Raw genomic sequence first — 16,746 nt, 5'->3', positions numbered from 1 at the left:
CGGCTTCACTGCCTTGCAGAGGCCCGTCCGTGTCGGCGGATGTGCCTCGAGGCGAGGCTACGGGCGCCGCCCAAGACGCGACGCGAACGCGGCCAGGCGCGGCCCTATGCGCGGCACGGCGGCGAGCTCATGCGGCGTCACCGCGCCAAGCGCGGCAGCGAGGGCGGCGAATGTCGCCGCTCCGAGCGGCACGCCGACGGCCGTAGCCAAGGCCGCGCCCGAGCGCCCGGTGGCGCCAAGCCATGCGGGCAGCGCTGCGGCCAGGCACACGGTAGCGGCCATACCGGCGAGGGCAAGCGCCAACTGCCCGCTGCGGGCGCCCCAGGCGGCGATGCCGACGCCGCTGACGCGTGCCAGCGCGACCGCGTTCAGCGCCGCTGCGAGGGCGAGCGCTGCGGCCGCGGAGGTGGCTGCCCCGGCGATGCCGTACGCCGGGACGAGCCACACATTCAAGGCCGCCTTCACGCAAGCAGCGGCCAGCAGATGCAGCGCCGGGGCCCGCACCGCGCCCATGCCCTGCATTAAGGCGGCGGTTACTGCCTGGAATACGCCGCTAACCGCCGTGGAAGCAACCAGCACGAACGCCGTCCATCCGGCGTTATCCGTGTACAGCGCCACGTTAATAGGCTCAGCCAAGGCCATAAGCCCGACCGTGGCGGCCAAGCCAAGCAACCACGCCCAGCGCTGCGCAGTTCGAATAAGCGCACGCAGCTGCTGCTCATCCTGCCGCCGCACCGCCTCTGCCACCGCTGGCACAAGCCCGACGGCAAGCGAGCCCGCCACCATCGTGACAAGCTGCACAAGCGGAAACGCGCGGCTATATATGCCGAACTGCACAAGCGCGGCAGCTTCGCTCAACCCTTGCTCCAGCAGCAAGCGCGGCACCGTGAACACATCGACCACGTTCACGGCCGGCATTACAATCGCGCCGAGGCAGATCGGCAGAGCCGTCCAAGCGAGACGCCGCATCCATGTCCAGAGCGTGGGTGACCCCGCTCCCTCTCGAGGAGGAGTCCCGTCTAGAACAACGGCCCCTTCCGCGAACCTCACCGCCTGCAGCGCGACATCAACTGATAATGCCTCATCTGCCGCATCAGCAATGGCTTCTTCCCGCTTCCTTGCCTTGCGGCTCCGCTGCTTGCGATGCTCTATCCACCAGTATATCCCCATTGTCAGCAAACCGCACACGCCGCCCGCAAATGATCCAAATGTGGCGCCTGCGGCCACCGTCTCATTCGGTGCGCCATGGCTTGTATAATATAGCAGCAGCGCGATCATCACCGTCACTCTGCCAGTCTGTTCGATCACTTGCGACACGGCTGTCGAATTCATTTCCCCGCGCCCCTGATTATACCCTCTCAAGGCCGCAGCAAGCGGCATGACGAGCAGAGCATAAGCCGAGCTCTGGATCGCCGGTACCGTGTGACGGTTGCCGATCCATCCGGCTATCGATTCCGCGCCCAACATCAGCGCTACGAACCCAATAAGACCAGTGACAGACATAAGTAAGCAAGAGGCGTACAGCATTTTCTCTGAGCCCCGCTCATCACCGGCCGCCTCACATTCCGCCACCAAGCGGGCAACTGCTACCGGAATGCCAGCTGAGGCGATAACGACAAGCAGGACATAGAACGGGTAGACCGCATTATAGATGCCGAAGACACCGTCGCCCCCGATGTTTTGCAGGGGAATTTTTTGCAATGTGCCGATTACTTTTGACACGACTGTAGCCAAGCCTAACATCAGCGCACCGGATACGACTTGTCCCGACGTGCGGGATTTTCGATCATTCAACTGTCATCCCGCCATTCTGTAACGTTCGTACCGTATTATATCATAATCGGTCACCAGGCAAGGAAGACGAAGCGCACCGTTCATAACGCGGCTCATACTGCGCCGATGATGCAAAAAAACATAAGGAAACCTTTATCGAGTCCTTTCAAGATATGCGATTGCGTGTAAAACAGGCTTTATGTTTTATCGCTAAAAAGGAATGTGTTCACAACCTTCCCAATAGTCACAAAAAATCGCCTTGAGGCGTACCCTCTGTCAAATAACAAGACATTGACTCTTCATAATTATCGAAATGTTCCGTTCGTGCAGTGGCGCATTCAGACTGACGGTGATTTGCTTCATTCGCCCCTTTGCTTCATTCTCCCCTTCCATCGGGAAGGAGGCACGCCCAATGACCACTTTGATTTACTGCCATTGATCAGCCGTTTTATTCCATGATATACGTGTCGGCATGTGCCTTATCCTTGACGTTATCCCTCCTGACTATTTGGAATAATGGAGCTAAGGGCCATTACACGGAAGACCAGCAACATGTTGTCGTTTGAAGTCAAAGGAGCTGCAATTCTGAATGAAGGGGAGAGTGAAGCAAGGGATGGAACAGTCATATCATCCCCGGGAAGGGTTTAGTTGAGGACTCCAAGGCGAAAAACATCTTTTATCCCGATATTTTATAAAAAACTCCCGCACCGTTAAGGTTCCACGTCAGACGTGTACCTTATTCGTACAGGAGTTCCTCTTGCAGATATATGATTACTGCTCCATCTGTTTGCCTAGGAAGCCAGCAGCCGTTTCCGCCATTTTCATTTCCATTTGCGCCATTTTCACGCTATCGTCCTTGTTCAACAGCACGACTGTGCCGATAGGGTCGCCGCCAGTTACAATAGGCGCCACTACGAACGATGAGAACGGTTCTTGATTGTCTTTGACGATTTCGTAGTTGCCTGCATTCGTCTCGACGACTGTCTTGCGATTCTCCATGCAATTCTCGAGCAGCATGCCGATTTGCTTGTCCAAATATTCTTTCTTGGAACCACCTGCTACCGCGATAACCGTATCGCGGTCGGAAATCAACGTAATATGACCTGTGTTCTCATACAAAGATTCCGCATATTCTTTAGCAAAATCGCCTAACTCGCCGATTGGGGAATATTTCTTCAGAATGACTTCGCCATCACGATCTACAAAAATTTCAAGTGGATCACCTTCGCGAATCCGCAATGTGCGGCGAATTTCCTTTGGGATAACAACACGTCCGAGGTCATCAATACGACGAACAATACCAGTAGCTTTCATAAATGGTTGCCCCGCTTTCCGTAAGTAATTTTAGGTCTACTGTATTATTTTTAATTAGGAGAGATGCGGTATGGATTCTAACACTGACCATAGTATTCAACTACTCCCAAGTTCTTATACATACACATGATACGTAGGAAAAGCCATCCAAGTTGCAAAAAAAATCACATTTTTCGACATTAAACGACAACTTTTTATTTCGTTTTCTCAGAATTTTCACATTTTCCCCAATTCCTTTAGCATAAATTGGTTTTCTTATCTGTTTTTGTCGAATTCGTATGGTTCTTTCGACTTGTCCTTTTACGACGTACAAAGGAAACTACTTATAGTATGCCTACATTTCTCCAATTCATGAGTGCATACCATGAAAAAAAGCGGCTCTCTGCCCGAAACGGGGAGAGGCCGCTTTGCATTCTTGCACAAAACATAGTCAGCAGTACGAGGATAATTACTTCGTTCCTTCTGTTTTATCCTCTTTCTTGTCTGTCGCTCCATTGTCTTTCGGTGTTTCTTTGTTCGCGTCTTCTTTCTTCTCTTCCTTTTTATCCTCTGGCTTCGCTTCCTCCACCTTAGGCAAGTCAATCTTCGTAATCAGCTTGTCCAGCTCTTTTTCCATGAAGCTGTTCATGATTTCGGAAGCAGCACGTGTGCGCAATGCGGTCTTCTCGTCCTCGGTCAGCTTGTCATACGTCTTCACGGTGCGCGATTCAACACGCATGACATGGTAGCCGTAATCCGTTTCGACTGGATCGCTGATTTGGTTAATCGGCAGCGTCAGCGCCGCTTCCTTGAACTGCGGCACCCATTTGCTAACAGGCGTGTCTTTATACAAACCGCCATCTGGCACTGAGCCTGCATCATCGGAATATTCCTTCGCCAGCTTCGCGAAATCCTCGCCCTTCTTCAAGCGGGCAGAAATGTCTTTCGCCTGCTTAAGTGCGTCTTCTTTCTTGCGCTCTTTGCCATCCTTGTCTTTAAAGCCAATCAAAACATGGCGAACGGACGCAACCGTCATTTCCTCTTTGTCTTTTTCGAACTGTGCTTTTATTTGGTCTTCCGTCACTTTGTCGTTATAGTCTACAACAACGGTAAGGATGCGCGTCATATACTTCAGGACGTCGTCCTCCGTTAATTTCTTCTCGGTCAAAGCTTCCTTGAAGCCCTCCTGCTTCTTCATGGCCTCAAGCTGTTCCTTGGCTTTCTTCTCGCCCTCTGTCTTGGACTTGTCAGATGCCTTGCCTTGAAGATATTCATAAGCAACCTGCTGCTTCAAGAAGTATTCGCGGAATTGATCCATATTAATAAGCTGTGCATATTCTGGATACATCAACAGCATGTTCCCTAGCTCTATGTCGAACTCTTTTTGCGTAACTTCTCCGCCTTCATACGTAGCCACGACTTTGCTGTCGTCTTTCTTTGCTGCTCCTGTTCCTGCTTCTGCTCCGGAACTCTTGCCACAGCCCGCCAATACAGAAAGGGCGAGTACTGCAGACAAGGCCAGCATCAACCACTTCTTAGAACGCGTCTTGTTATTTTGCAACATTTTGCAATTCTCCCTTCGATTTGATCGCATCTTTCGCCTCTTGCATGAATTGCTCAAGCTGCATCAACAGTTGCATTGCATCCATTCCACGCGCGTTCACTTTCACGATGCCATGCGTATTCCGGTCTACTGCAATACGTCTATCAATGCTGGTGGCGATGGCAGCCAATTTCTTACGGTCTAACCACGGTTCAGCCGAAGGGTGGACCTTTAAGGTGACCGCCTCCCCGCGTTGCACAATGGATTCTAATCCATATTGCTTCGCATACAGCTTCAGCCGGGCAACGGCAAGGAGCTGCAATACAGCAAGGGGCGGTTCCCCGAAGCGATCGATGAGTTCATCTCGCAATTCTTCGACTTCGTCTAACGAGGCAAGACCGGCTACTTTTTTATAGATCTCAATCTTCTGAATACTATCATAAATATAATTCGGCGGCAAATAGGCGTCGATGTTCAGATCGATAAGCGTCGAGAGCTCCTGCTGCTCCTCGATAGCGATGCCGTCTAGCTCCGCTTTGCGCTTGTTGATTTCATCAGACAGCATTTGTGAGTACAAGTCGAATCCGACCGAAGCGATGAATCCGTGCTGCTCTGCGCCGAGCAAATTCCCAGCTCCACGGATGGAGAGGTCCCGCATCGCGATTTTGAAGCCTGAACCGAGCTCCGTAAATTCTTTAATCGCTTGCAGCCGTTTCTCCGCCACCTCGTTTAATACTTTATCCCGCTGATACGTAAAGTACGCGTACGCGATCCGATTTGAACGCCCGACGCGGCCTCGCAGCTGATACAGCTGGGACAAGCCCATCTTGTCCGCATCATGCACGATGAGCGTGTTCACGTTCGGAATGTCTACGCCTGTCTCGATAATGCTTGTGCTGACGAGCACATCGTACTCTCCGTCCAGGAAATCCAATATCGTCTTCTCCAGCTCTTGCTCCGACATTTGACCGTGACTGACCGTCACTCGAGCTTCCGGCACGAGCATCTTGATATGGTCTGCCATCTGATGAATACCTTGAACACGATTGAATAGGAAGTATACTTGGCCATTCCGGGCCAATTCCCGTTCAATCGCTTCCCGTACGAGCGCATCGCTGTATTCAAGCACATAGGTCTGAACCGGGAACCGATTCTCCGGCGGAGTCTCGATAACCGACAAATCGCGAACGCCCAGCATGGACATATGAAGCGTGCGCGGAATCGGCGTTGCGGTCAGCGTTAGCACGTCCACGTTCATCTTGAGCCGCTTCAGCTTCTCCTTATGGGTAACGCCGAAGCGCTGTTCTTCATCCACGATCAGCATGCCCAAATCTTTGAAAATGACGTCCTGCGAGAGCAAACGGTGGGTACCAATGACGATATCGACGACGCCTGTCTTCAAGCCTTTAATCGTCTCATTCTGTTCCTTGCGGGAACGAAACCGGCTCAACACTTGAATGTTGAATGGATATTCGGCAAAGCGTTCCCGGAACGTTTCATAATGCTGCTGCGCCAAAATGGTGGTCGGTACCAAAATAGCAACCTGCTTGCCCTCAATCGCTGATTTAAAGGCAGCTCGTACTGCCACCTCCGTCTTGCCGTAACCGACGTCACCACACAGCAAGCGATCCATCGGACGAGGCAGCTCCATGTCTTTCTTAATCTCCTCGATGGTGCGGAGCTGATCCCGCGTTTCATCATATGGGAACATTTCTTCAAATTCACGCTGCTCCGGTGTATCCTTCTCAAAGGCATAGCCTGAAGAAGCTTGTCTTGCGGCATACAGCTTAATCAGATCATCCGCAATATCTTTGACCGACGAGCGAACTTTGTTCTTGACCTTCGTCCACTCCGTACCGCCCAGCTTATATACCTTCGGCTCCTTCTCTTCCGAGCTGACGTAGCGCTGAATGAGATGGAGCTGATCGACCGGAACGGACAATTTGTCTCCGCCGGCATACAAGATATGCAAATAATCCTTATGAATGCCGTTGATCTCTAACGTACCGATACCAATGTATTTACCGATTCCATGGTTCTGATGAACGACGTAATCTCCTACTTTGAGCTCCGTATAGCTGCGAATTCGTTCCGCATTGTCCATCTTCGCGCCCTGCTCCGCCCGCCGCGTCTTGCGCTGCTTCTGCGAGAACATTTCGCCTTCGGTAATGACGACAAGATGAACAGATGGCAGTTCGAAGCCGCTTTGCAAGTTCCCCTTCATTATGGTCGGTTCGGGGATCTGATAATCCTGAAGCACGCGCCGGATGCGTTCCACCCGTTCGTCTCCGTTCGCTAACATGATGACGTTGGCACCGGTCTTTTTCCAGCGTTCCATCTCCGCCTTAAGCACATTCATCTGACCGTGAAAGTTCTGCATCGTGCGACACATGACGTTAACGATATTTTGCGGCTGCGTATGCGGCACCTGTCTTAAAAACAATGCCATGAACACGGTTTGGAACGGACGCTTGGCAAGCGTATCGTCTGCGCTCAGCCCAAGCTGAAGCGATGGCAGCGTCTTGCCGTTCTGCAGCAGGTGCGTACTCCACTCCATTTCGTCGCGATCCAATTGCTTCGCCGTCTCCATGACACGCGCAGGCTCATCCATAATAATAAGCGTATCCTTTGGCATATAATCATACAGCGTGTGCTGCTCCGGATGAAGTACAGACACGTACTTATACATTTCTTTAAAGTATACGGAACCGCGCAGGCGCTCGATTTCATAGCCGATTTCTTGCTGCAGCTTATCCTTTACCTGACGATCGGTCATCTTCGATAATTGGTCTTCCAGACGTGACGATGCCGCTTCAGCCGCTTGGACGAAGCGAGTCTTATCCGCAATCAAGTCTTGGCTTGGCGTTATCGTCAACTGCTTCAGCTTCTCTATGGAACGCTGATCGTGCGGATCGAACGAACGAATCGAGTCGATTTCATCGTCGAACCATTCAATTCGGTACGGAAATGGCGAAGTTAGCGGATAAATATCAACGATGCCGCCGCGTACGCTCATTTCCCCTTTCGTTTCTACCCGCTCGGTCCGCTCGTAGCCAAGAGACACCATCTGCTCCAAGAAGCTCTCCAGCGGAAGCACATCTCCGAGTGCTAACGACACCGCCGCTTGGGCCATCACTTCGCGGGCAGGCAAAAACCGCCGCAATCCAGCATACGGCGTGACGACAATTCCGCGAAAGCCTTGGGCAGAGCGTGTCAGAACTTCGATTCGTTGCGCATTCACCTCGGGACTCGAGATAGCCGCTTCCGCAGCTACCAACTCGTTCGCCGGATAGAGCAGCACTTGGTCTGAAGAGAGACACTCCTGCAAATCCTCAGCTACCTTCTGTGCGGAAAACATATTATGCGTTACCACGAGTACTGGCCGTTCCAACTGCTTATGGAGCGCAGCCATCATCACTTGACGTGCCGAACCCGACATGCCGGACACTAATTGTTCCTTCATTCCCGCGCGAATGCCAGCAGCTATGGATTCAATATCGCGTTCTTCGGATAAAGCTTGCATGAGTGCATTTAACAAAGGACAGGCACCTCTTTCTCACCCACAAAATTACGATATGACAAGATCTAGTTTCAGGTCCGAAAGTGAGAAGTCCTCTCGCCCTTCAACATATTAACGCGTGTACTTCCACGTATAAACAGACTGTACCGTCCATACCTATAAGGAACAACGGGTTTTGCTAGATTTATTGCTCATTCAAAATAAGCCTCGGCAAACAAGCCAAGGCTGACGTATGTTCCGTATAATCAAGCTTTCATTGCAAAGGCGATGGCAGCAGCGACAATTCGGGGTGCATTTGTATCGCTTCTGTGCAATAATCGCAAGTCATCCGCACCGTTACGTCTCCATTGGAATGAACCAATATATATTGTTGGCGCTCCTCCGACGTTAGTTGATGAAAGCCGAGTCGGGTTTCATCTATGCCGCTTTCTTCAAGGCGCCCAATTAACGTATGACAATGTTTGCAGACATAGTTCACAGACATCTATATGCCTCCAGTTCAGGGAATATACCGTTTAGTATGTCCCTAATGAAGGCAAATTAGCCCATTAGCCGTTAAATTTCGCCATCGTTTGCTCAAACGTATGCGTTAACGCAAATTCGACCGCATCGCACGTCTTTTCCACCGTCTGTTGGAGCATGTCCTGATCTTTTTTAGCAAACCCTGACAACACGTAATCAACGATTTCGCGTCCTGGTTCCGGCCGGGAGATGCCCATCCGCATCCGATTAAAAGATTGTGTCCCGAGATGCTGAATAATGGATTTAATGCCATTATGCCCGCCGGCACTGCCTTGATACCGCAAGCGTACCTTACCAAGCTCGGTATCCAAATCATCATACAAAACGATGAAATCATCGATATTCGTTTTATAGTAATCCATATAAGCACGAACGGCTTCACCCGATAAGTTCATAAATGTCATCGGTTTGATAAGGGCAACCTTCTCTGTACCAACGCGGCCTTCGCCGATTAACGCCTTGCATTTGCTCTCCCTTATTTCGATGCCGAAGCGATTCGAGAGCGCATCTATGGCCATAAAGCCGATATTGTGGCGAGTCGAAGCATATTTCATTCCCGGATTCCCGAGACCTACAATCCATTTCAAGACTGCTCCTCCTTTCAAATGCCGATAAGGGTTACTTCTTCGGCCGTAGCCAAAGACGTAACCCTCGTTCATCTATACTGCTTCTGCTTGCATCTTCACAATACCATAAGAGCCTCGCTCTTATTCAATTTCAAACAATTTACTAATCGATAGCTCTTCGTGAACGCGAATAATCGCTTCACCCATTAACGGTGCAACCGACAGCACGTGCAGCTTGCTGGACGGGTTCTCATGCTTAATCGGAATCGTATCCGTGACGATCACTTCTTTGAACGGAGATTGCTCCAAACGATCCATTGCAGGACCGGATAGGACCGGGTGCGTGCAGCAAGCATAGACGTCTTTCACTCCAGCTTTAACCAATGCATTCGCCCCAAGGACAATCGTGCCTGCCGTATCGATGATGTCATCGATAATGATCGCCGTCTTACCCTTGATGTCTCCGATAATGTTCATGACCTCACTGACGTTCGGTTCCGGACGGCGCTTGTCAATAATCGCAAGCGGCGCGTTCAAGAAATCAGCCAATTTGCGTGCGCGCACGACGCCGCCATGGTCAGGCGATACGACAACAACATTTTCCAACTGCTTGGACCGGAAATATTGCGCCAGAATCGGTACTCCTAGCAGATGATCTACTGGAATATCGAAGAAACCCTGAATCTGTGTTGCATGCAGATCCATCGTAATGACACGATGCGCACCCGCCGTTTCGATCAGATTCGCGACTAATTTCGCAGTAATCGGATCGCGGGAACGCGCTTTGCGGTCTTGCCGCGCGTAACCGTAATAAGGAATAACTACGTTAATGCTCTTGGCTGATGCACGCTTTAACGCATCCACCATGACAAGCAGCTCCATCAAGTTATCGTTGACCGGTTCGCAGGTCGATTGCACGACATACACGTCGCATCCGCGAACGCTCTCGGACAATTTAACTTGAATCTCGCCATCACTGAAGCTTGTTGTTACAGCATCTCCCATTGGAATGCCGATGTACTCTGCAATCTGGTTTGCCAACTTGGGATTGGAGTTGCAAGTGAAAATTTTCAACTTGGAATCACAATAAGTCATGATATTAAAAACCCTCCGTGCCGGTTCTTGGTCATCGTTGTTTAGTAGTGTCCGTTAATGGTGTTGCTTAGCTTATCCGTTAAAGGTCTCAACTATAAAGGCTCTCTTCTACATGCTACCATAATTAAGCGATGGCGCAACTATATTGCTCACGATTCCCGTTCTTTCTTCGCTTTTGCACGGGCGCGAATCTTATCCGCATAGCCTGGCTTATTCACTTGACGTTCACGGGCAATCGCCAATTCATTATCTGAAACATGGTGTGTAATCGTTGAACCAGCAACGACATAGGCTCCATTGCCGACGTTGATCGGTGCGATGAGATTGACATTGCTGCCGATAAACGCATCGTCGCCGATTTCCGTAACGGATTTATTATATCCGTCGTAATTGACCGTAATCGCCCCACATCCAATATTTACATTCTTGCCTACTTTCGCATCTCCAATATAGCTTAAATGCGAAACTTTCGTATGATCATCCAGAGAGGCATTTTTAATCTCCACGAAATCGCCTACCTTGACGTGCTCGCCAAGGCGCGCACCTGGGCGCAAATACGCAAACGGACCTACGCTGCTATCGCTGCCGACAACGGCCTCCTGCAACACCGATTGCTTGATTTGCACACGTTCGCCAACGAAGGAATCGGTAATTTCGGTATTCGGTCCAATCACACAATCCGCTCCGATGGTCGTACGTCCTTTCAGACTCGTTCCGGGCTCAAGCACCGTATCCGGTCCGATCTCGACGTCCGCTTCAATATACGTTTGTGCAGGGTCGATAATAGTAACACCATTTAACATATGGCGTTTGTTGATACGCTCCCGCATTAAGCGCTCTGCCTCCGACAGCGCCAATCGGTCATTTACGCCGATCGACTCGCCGATATCATCCGTACAAAAGGCTTGTACGGTTTCGCCTTGCGCTTTCATAATGCCGACTACGTCAGTCAAATAATACTCTTGCTGGGCGTTATGATTGGTAACCTGCTCCAGCGCAGCAAACAGCTTCGCATTATCAAAGCAGTAAGTGCCTGTATTAATCTCCTTCACTGACTGCTCTTGCGGCGTGCAATCTTTCTGCTCAACGATTTTCAAGACCGAACCATCATTGTCTCGAATAACCCGACCATAGCCGGTCGGCTCTTCAAGTTCAGCCGTCAAAATCGTCGCTGACGCCTGCGCACGCACGTGCAGCTCCATCAACTGTGCCAACGTCTCCGATGTCACTAGCGGCGTATCTCCGCAAATGACGAGAGTTATGCCCTGTTCACCATCAAGAAGCGCCTTTGCTTGCTTTACTGCATGTCCAGTACCGAGTTGTTCCGCTTGTAAAGCAAATTCCGCGCGATGACCCAGGTAGCTTTGAACCGCTTCGGCTCCATGTCCCACGACAACGACAGTGCGCTCGCTTTGCACGCGCTCTACCGCATCGAGAACATGTCCCACCATCGGTTTTCCACACACCGGATGAAGCACTTTATACAACTTCGACTTCATGCGTTTGCCTTGTCCAGCAGCAAGCACAATGGCCATTCTTTTCAAAGCGTCCGACCTCCTGCTCTCCCTGTACTCCATAGTAGAATATATCTCATTATGAACAAAAAGAAAAGAGAGCCCCCTATGATTGGCTCTCTTTCTTTGCAACCCCAATATTAACCAAAAAGATTATGCGCCCTCTTCAATAACTTCCTCTTCCGTAGCTGCGCGCTCATATTCAGCCAATACCGCAGCTTGAATCTTCTCGCGTGTCGCCGATGAAATCGGATGAGCAATGTCACGGAATTCGCCGTCTGGCGTCCGTTTGCTCGGCATCGCTACGAACATGCCGTTGTTACCATCGATAACACGGATGTCATGGACAACAAACTCGTTGTCGATCGTAATCGAAGCGATTGCTTTCATTCTCCCCTCTGTGTTGACGCGGCGGAGTCTGACATCAGTAATTTGCACGTGTGTTCACCACCTTTTTCCAACAAGACTTGGTGTATAATTCCACACGCGCAACTAAAATCCTTCTTAAATTTGCCAAGAAACAAACTTTTTTTGAATTTTTTTAACCTTCTTTAGCCATTTCGACAAGCTTCGATTTATATCGCTGCAATGAGTTCAATTTCGACAAGGACATCTTTCGGAAGCCGCGCTACTTCAACAGTAGAGCGTGCCGGCTTATGTGAACCAAAGTACAATTCATAGATGGCGTTCACTTGTGCAAACTGATTCATATCTTTTAAAAATACAGTGGCTTTTATCACATTCCCCAAAGAAGAACCCGCTTCTTTCAAAACGGCTTGCAAGTTGCGGAATACTTGGTGCGTCTGTTCTTCAACTCCGCCCTCTGCCAACTGACCTTCAGGAGTCAGTGCAATTTGACCAGATGTAAATACGACATCGCCCCATTTGACTGCTTGGGAATACGGGCCTATAGCAGCCGGTGCCTCGCTTGTCGCAATCATTTCTAATGCATTTGACATAGAAAGACCTCCTCTAAGAGATGGCTTATCTTTCAACCATGACTTCATGATTATCAAAATAGTTCCCTGGTTTCACTATCAACTGACGTGACCGCGGATCCGACGCAGACACGCGAATCAAAGAGACGTAATCAGTCAGTAAGCGTTCCTCTTTCGATACGTCCTCTGATTCTACAAGTACGCCGACACCTGCTACGGTAGCGTCGAATTCGTGCAGCAAATCCATCATACCGTGCACCGTGCCGCCTGCCCGCATAAAGTCATCCACAATGAGCACACGGGAACGTTCCTTCAGCGCCCGCCGCGCCAGCGTCATCGTATGGATGCTCTTCTGTGAGCCGGACACGTAGTTAATACTAACCGCTGAACCTTCCGTTACGACATGGTCGCGACGAACAAGCACAACCGGCAAATTAAGATGGGCTGCCGTAGCATATGCAATTGGAATCCCCTTCGTCTCCACCGTCATGACCACATCGATATCACGTCCAGCAAAGGCCGATGCAAACATGCGGCCAACATCATTCATCAATCCAGGTTGTCCTAATATATCTGTTATATAAAAGTATCCGCCTGGAAGCATCCGATCGGGCTGCTCCATTGATGTGCATAACGACTCAATAACAGGCAGCGCCTTATCAGGGCCGCATTTCGGCATATATTTCACCCCGCCAGCCGCTCCGGCCAGCGTGAGCAAGTCGCCTGTTCCTTCCGTCTCACACACTTCTTTAATAATAGCCAAATCTTCGCTGATGGAAGACTTGGCCGCCCCGTATCGTTCTGCGAAGGTTGTGAGAGAGATGAGCTTATGCGGATTAGACATGAGATATTGCGTCATTTCGACCAGACGAGCGCTGCGCTTCAATTTTTTCATCCTAACCCCTCGCTCAAAACCGAATAATATATTGTAAATACTACATGAATGTACGTTAATTATCAAGACAACAACTGATTGTCAAGACAAAAATTTCATTTTGTGTAACGAAATTGTCTTAAGTTCCACCGATGTCGAAACCACTTACTGTCATGCTTCGTGATCAAAAGTTAACTTTTCAGCACCAAGAAGGTTGCATGAACCCGAAGAAGGAGGAGCGGAGTGTAGGCAAACTACATGAGCACCGGACTTCTAGGGTGAATGCAAGATTCGATGTCGAAATACTTACTGTCATGCTTCGTGATCAAAAGTTAACCTTTAGGAGAGCATGCGGACGGCATATACTTCCTTGCAAAATCCGCGCAAGCCATTGTAAATACGTGCTATCTTGGATTCCTTGGACACTAAGCCGAATACCGTCGGGCCGCTTCCGGACATGAGCACGCCTTCTGCACCGAGCTTCTCCATCGTTTCCTTCAACTGCTGCACCTCCGGGTGCATCGGCAGTGTAACGTCCTCCAGCACGTTGCCAAGCGATTCGCACAGGGTATGAAAGTCCTGGCCTTGAATCGCCTGCAGCATCCTCGCTAAGGAAGGGTGCTCTTGAATATGCTGTGCCCTTAGACGACCGTAGACATCGGCCGTAGATACGTTGATTGGCGGCTTGGCAAGCACCACCCAGCATTGCGGCGGATTCTCGATCGTTTCCAGCTTCTCGCCCCGCCCCCGCGCAATCGCAGTTCCTCCCGTTACGCAGAACGGCACATCCGAACCAAGCTCCGCTCCTAACCGCTGCAGCTCCTCGTCCGAAATGCCGAGCCGCCACAGCCGGTTCAAGCCGCGCAGCGTCGCCGCAGCATCGCTGCTGCCCCCGGCCAAGCCCGCCGCGACAGGAATCTTTTTGTCCAGATGAATATATACGCCTTGCTTCACTTCATATCGTTCTTTAATTAATTTTGCCGCTTGGAACGCCAAGTTTTTCTCATCTAACGGTATGTAACCTGCCTGACTGGAGATGATAATCGTGTCGCGAGGCAGCTCCTCCATTTCGAGACGGTCCGCTAGGTCCACCATCGTCATTACCATTTCGACGTCGTGATATCCGTCCTCACGCTTGCGTAACACGTCCAGTAGCAAATTAATTTTGGCTGGCGCCTTCTCGTATACTTTCACTCGCGTTCACCCTTCTTTATCCTACGGATCGCTTACGTTATTATAACAGACTCTACTTGGCAAGTCATTCGCGTAGAACGGGATATCATCGGTACCATCTTTTCCTTTTTTTACTTGATCCAACCATTTTCCCGCCAATGAATAAGGAAAGCGAACAGAGTGACGATGATGTCATTCCGTTCGCTTTTTTTGGCAGAACAATCAATTATTTCTTCGCTGCGGCTTGCTCGGCCAATTGAATGGCACGCTTTACCATATCTCCTGCATCTTTGGCTCGGATGGCTCCCCACCCATATTGGGTAACGGTGTCATAGAAGCCGAGGTCTTTTGCTAATTCGTACTTCAACTCCTCAGACATAAAGCTGCTGCGTCTTCTTCGACTCATCGTCATACCTCCTTCGGCGGAATCCGGACCGATTCCAAAAATGTGGCGCATTTAAAACGCTGCGCGAGGCGTGTATCTATAATGTTGGTTACAGCAAAAGGGGTTATTCGCTGCAAGCCGATCATATTTGTGGGCAACAAAAAAGCAGCCCATTAAGGACTGCCCGTCATGAACGTTCAACCACGAACGTATTCAATCTTCATTTCGCCATTCTCGGCGCATACGGTCACTTCGACCGATTCTGTTAATATATCTGCATAGCTATAGGACACTCGTTTGAACGCGTTCTGTTCCTGGTCCAACTTGACAATAAATACAGAAGGGTAGGTTTCTTCCAACACACCCGTGCGTTCAATCGTCTTACGACGACCACCGTTTGCACGGAGCAAAATCTTCTGGCCGACATGAGCTTCAAGACAGCGACGAATTTCAAATAGCGCATTTCTCGCCATTGTAGCTACCACCTCTTTCCTTGTCCATTATAAACAAAGTTAGAGGAAATGTCAAATTAAATAAATAATTATAACAACAAGCTTTGTTAGGTGTCAATGTGTTTTTTTGCCCAATTTCTTAAGTTTCTACAATTCATCGTTTTTTATTCAAATTACGGACGGTGTTACGTCCAAATTGGATAAATCTTTCCATTTCGGCATCCCAACACGATAGCTCCCTCGTGTCTCGATTCCGCCCACTCCTTCCAGTCCCGTCATCGTATGTGATGTGATATCGCCTATCTGTACCGTTTCGCGAATCGACGTATACGAGGCTTGCACAGCGACATACACCGGATCCAATGCATGAATCATAATCCGGCCGGGTGAACTGGCGAAGTTCGCACCAGATTGCAGCAGCGCCTCGAAATGGGATTGGCAAGCTCCCGCTACGATGGTCAGTAAATCAAGATGGCGTTCGAACTGTCTCGCGGTTTGTACGGCATTCACGAAATTTTTTGAATTTTTATAGCTTTGCAAGCTATATAAATCCCGATCCTTCATACTTTTCAATACTCCATCATGCCCTGTAATGACGACGATGTCCGGATGCACGCGGGGAAGCAAGCGGTACAGCATATCCGCCATATTCGCCTCATGCACGTAATGCCCCTCGGCCGGTACTCGAAGCTGATTATATATCGCCATGCTCTTCTGCAAATAGTTCGAATCACCATCCAAATGAAGCACCTTGCCAGGCATATCAAAATAAGCAGATGAATGGGGAACCTCGGCAAATTGAAACTCGGCGCGGCGGCGTTCGGTCTGTTGGCGTTGATGTTGCTCAATTGCCTTGACTGATTCCAGCATAGTAATATGAGCTTGCTGCGTACGACGCTTAATTGTTGCTTGCGAAACATTGACCAAATCTCGAACTGGAGAATCGGCGAGCAGACGAAATTCAGTCCCTTTTATAATCGCCGTATCCTGAAAAACCGCATCAATGCGGAATGTAATATCGCCGCCGTATGACTTACGTACGACCAGATCTCCTTGCTTCATAGGATCGATCACCTCTCCAACTATCCTATGGGCAAA

The 16,746-nt window shown here is 50.0% G+C and carries 15 protein-coding genes; all 15 read right to left on the bottom strand.

The genetic code is table 11. From position 1 onward, the window contains the following. Positions 1 to 57: 57 nt before the first annotated feature. The 15 genes from A372_RS0107880 to yabG all read right to left on the bottom strand — a co-directional run bounded on the left by A372_RS0107880 (position 58) and on the right by yabG (position 16,710). Positions 58 to 1,794 carry a putative polysaccharide biosynthesis protein gene (locus tag A372_RS0107880; protein ID WP_019420290.1) on the bottom strand — a complete coding sequence of 579 codons (1,737 nt, stop codon included), beginning with the start codon at positions 1,792 to 1,794 and terminating at the stop codon, positions 58 to 60. A gap of 750 nt (positions 1,795 to 2,544) precedes the next feature. After that, entirely contained in the window at positions 2,545 to 3,087 is a 543-nt protein-coding gene (spoVT, locus tag A372_RS0107875) for a stage V sporulation protein T (RefSeq protein WP_019420289.1), read from the bottom strand. A 448-nt stretch (positions 3,088 to 3,535) separates the two neighbouring features. Further along, positions 3,536 to 4,630 carry a peptidylprolyl isomerase gene (locus tag A372_RS0107870; protein WP_019420288.1) on the bottom strand — a complete coding sequence of 365 codons (1,095 nt, stop codon included), beginning with the start codon at positions 4,628 to 4,630 and terminating at the stop codon, positions 3,536 to 3,538. Further along, on the bottom strand, positions 4,617 to 8,147 hold the full coding sequence (gene mfd / locus A372_RS0107865) for a transcription-repair coupling factor (RefSeq protein ID WP_019420287.1): 3,531 nt from the start codon (positions 8,145 to 8,147) through the stop codon (positions 4,617 to 4,619). The genes A372_RS0107870 and mfd overlap by 14 nt, the downstream gene beginning before the upstream one ends. Positions 8,148 to 8,382: 235 nt before the next feature. Beyond that, entirely contained in the window at positions 8,383 to 8,613 is a 231-nt protein-coding gene (locus A372_RS0107860) for an anti-sigma-F factor Fin (RefSeq protein ID WP_019420286.1), read from the bottom strand. Positions 8,614 to 8,677: 64 nt separating this feature from the next. Beyond that, complete coding sequence (gene pth, locus A372_RS0107855; protein ID WP_019420285.1) at positions 8,678 to 9,238, bottom strand: aminoacyl-tRNA hydrolase; 561 nt, start codon at positions 9,236 to 9,238, stop codon at positions 8,678 to 8,680. A gap of 120 nt (positions 9,239 to 9,358) precedes the next feature. Next, on the bottom strand, positions 9,359 to 10,312 hold the full coding sequence (locus A372_RS0107850; protein WP_019420284.1) for a ribose-phosphate diphosphokinase: 954 nt from the start codon (positions 10,310 to 10,312) through the stop codon (positions 9,359 to 9,361). A 149-nt stretch (positions 10,313 to 10,461) separates the two neighbouring features. Next, positions 10,462 to 11,847, bottom strand: a complete 1,386-nt coding sequence (gene glmU / locus A372_RS0107845) for a bifunctional UDP-N-acetylglucosamine diphosphorylase/glucosamine-1-phosphate N-acetyltransferase GlmU (protein ID WP_233698612.1) — start codon at positions 11,845 to 11,847, stop codon at positions 10,462 to 10,464. Between the two features lie 132 nt (positions 11,848 to 11,979). Continuing rightward, a complete protein-coding gene (gene spoVG, locus A372_RS0107840) occupies positions 11,980 to 12,264 on the bottom strand; it encodes a septation regulator SpoVG (RefSeq protein ID WP_005545528.1) in 285 nt (94 codons plus the stop codon). A gap of 137 nt (positions 12,265 to 12,401) precedes the next feature. Continuing rightward, positions 12,402 to 12,785 (bottom strand): RidA family protein, encoded by a 384-nt coding sequence (locus A372_RS0107835; protein WP_019420282.1) that lies wholly within the window; start codon positions 12,783 to 12,785, stop codon positions 12,402 to 12,404. Positions 12,786 to 12,810: 25 nt separating this feature from the next. Continuing rightward, positions 12,811 to 13,659: a pur operon repressor gene (gene purR / locus A372_RS0107830; RefSeq protein WP_019420281.1), complete on the bottom strand. Its 849-nt coding sequence runs from the start codon at positions 13,657 to 13,659 to the stop codon at positions 12,811 to 12,813. A 318-nt stretch (positions 13,660 to 13,977) separates the two neighbouring features. Further along, positions 13,978 to 14,832 (bottom strand): 4-(cytidine 5'-diphospho)-2-C-methyl-D-erythritol kinase, encoded by an 855-nt coding sequence (ispE, locus tag A372_RS0107825; protein ID WP_019420280.1) that lies wholly within the window; start codon positions 14,830 to 14,832, stop codon positions 13,978 to 13,980. Between the two features lie 205 nt (positions 14,833 to 15,037). Beyond that, positions 15,038 to 15,217: a small, acid-soluble spore protein, alpha/beta type gene (locus A372_RS0107820; RefSeq protein WP_019420279.1), complete on the bottom strand. Its 180-nt coding sequence runs from the start codon at positions 15,215 to 15,217 to the stop codon at positions 15,038 to 15,040. Positions 15,218 to 15,393: 176 nt separating this feature from the next. After that, entirely contained in the window at positions 15,394 to 15,669 is a 276-nt protein-coding gene (gene veg / locus A372_RS0107815; protein WP_019420278.1) for a biofilm formation stimulator Veg, read from the bottom strand. A 147-nt stretch (positions 15,670 to 15,816) separates the two neighbouring features. Beyond that, positions 15,817 to 16,710 carry a sporulation peptidase YabG gene (yabG, locus tag A372_RS0107810; RefSeq protein WP_019420277.1) on the bottom strand — a complete coding sequence of 298 codons (894 nt, stop codon included), beginning with the start codon at positions 16,708 to 16,710 and terminating at the stop codon, positions 15,817 to 15,819. Between the last annotated feature and the right edge of the window lie 36 nt (positions 16,711 to 16,746).

This window comes from Paenibacillus sp. OSY-SE, assembly GCF_000283315.1.
Classification (GTDB): Bacteria; Bacillota; Bacilli; order Paenibacillales; family Paenibacillaceae; genus Paenibacillus_B; species Paenibacillus_B profundus.
This window is presented reverse-complemented; position numbering and strand designations above follow the sequence as displayed.